The sequence below is a fragment of the Okeania sp. SIO2F5 genome, from assembly GCF_010692685.1.
GTDB classification, from domain to species: Bacteria; Cyanobacteriota; Cyanobacteriia; order Cyanobacteriales; family Microcoleaceae; genus Okeania; species Okeania hirsuta.
The window spans coordinates 1-1021 of the sequence record NZ_JAAHGU010000332.1; the positions used below are offsets into that span (position 1 = coordinate 1).

The window sequence follows — 1021 nt, forward strand, 5'->3', positions numbered from 1 at the left end:
AAAAAGTCAAGTAATTGTGTTAAGTTGCAGGTAAGGATATTGTTGATGTAGAAGCAGGAAAACCAGGGAGAAAAAGTGACATAAATTTTTTTCGTGAGACGAGGGCAAAATTCTCTGAAAAACAAAAATTTACTGGGGATAAAGCCTATGTGGGAGAATCAGCAATAAAAACACCTAAAAAAAAGCCCAAAAATCAAGAATTAACCAGTCAGGAAAAGTCCCAAAATAAAGACCTTGCTGCGGAAAGAATTTTTGTAGAACATATAATTAGATTACTAAAAATATTTCGGGTAATTCAAGAAAGATTTAGACTAAATCCTGAGAAATATGTGCAAATAATTAAGACTATTTGTGGCCTGGGCGCGATGACGAATAGGTACATTTATTTTGTAGTATTAAACCAACCTTGATAGAGACATCAATTATTGAATTGATATGACTATTATTGAGCTAGTTTTTAATAGTAAGTATCTATAACACTGAGTTTACCGTGAAAATTAACTATCTTAAGCATTTGCGATCACCTCCGGTTAAGCGTACGCTATCGCTTCCTAAAAGATAGTTATAGTAAGTGTTCGACTATTTCCGGAGATGTCTCCTATTCTCTGTTCCCTTACATTTAATTTTTCACAGAGCTGACGATCGCTATCAGAAACATTAGGATTAGTATGTAAATAATCACTCACCCAACTACAACCTTTCTTCAACAAATCATCCAATGCCAAATTCCACAAAATAACTAACAGTGTTATCTCTGCTACCTGAAGCTAACAATTTACCATCAAGACTAAAAGTAACACCCATAACACTATCCCCATGGCCTCTCAAAGTTTTCAACAAAGTTCCATCATCATCATCATTAAAACTCCATAATTTCACTTTACCATCATAACTGGCTTTGTTGCATGAAAGTAGCGATCGCCAAAAACTCCCTTAGTTGGAAGTTAACTAGATTTCTACTTTGTAGCTCTGGGGTTTACCATTTTGAATCATCACGTTGAGTATGGAACATTGTATGAAT

1 protein-coding gene and 1 pseudogene are annotated in these 1021 nt (G+C 34.5%); one reads left to right on the plus strand and one right to left on the minus strand.

Annotation, left to right across the window (positions count from 1 at the left end; genetic code table 11):
- The first annotated feature begins 80 nt into the window (after positions 1–80).
- Complete coding sequence (locus F6K27_RS33390; RefSeq protein ID WP_287280838.1) at positions 81–410, plus strand: transposase family protein; 330 nt, start codon at positions 81–83, stop codon at positions 408–410.
- Positions 411–551: 141 nt separating this feature from the next.
- Here F6K27_RS33390 and F6K27_RS33395 read toward each other — a convergent pair.
- Positions 552–897 (minus strand): annotated as a pseudogene (locus F6K27_RS33395) (WD40 repeat domain-containing protein); the annotation flags it as partial.
- Between the last annotated feature and the right edge of the window lie 124 nt (positions 898–1021).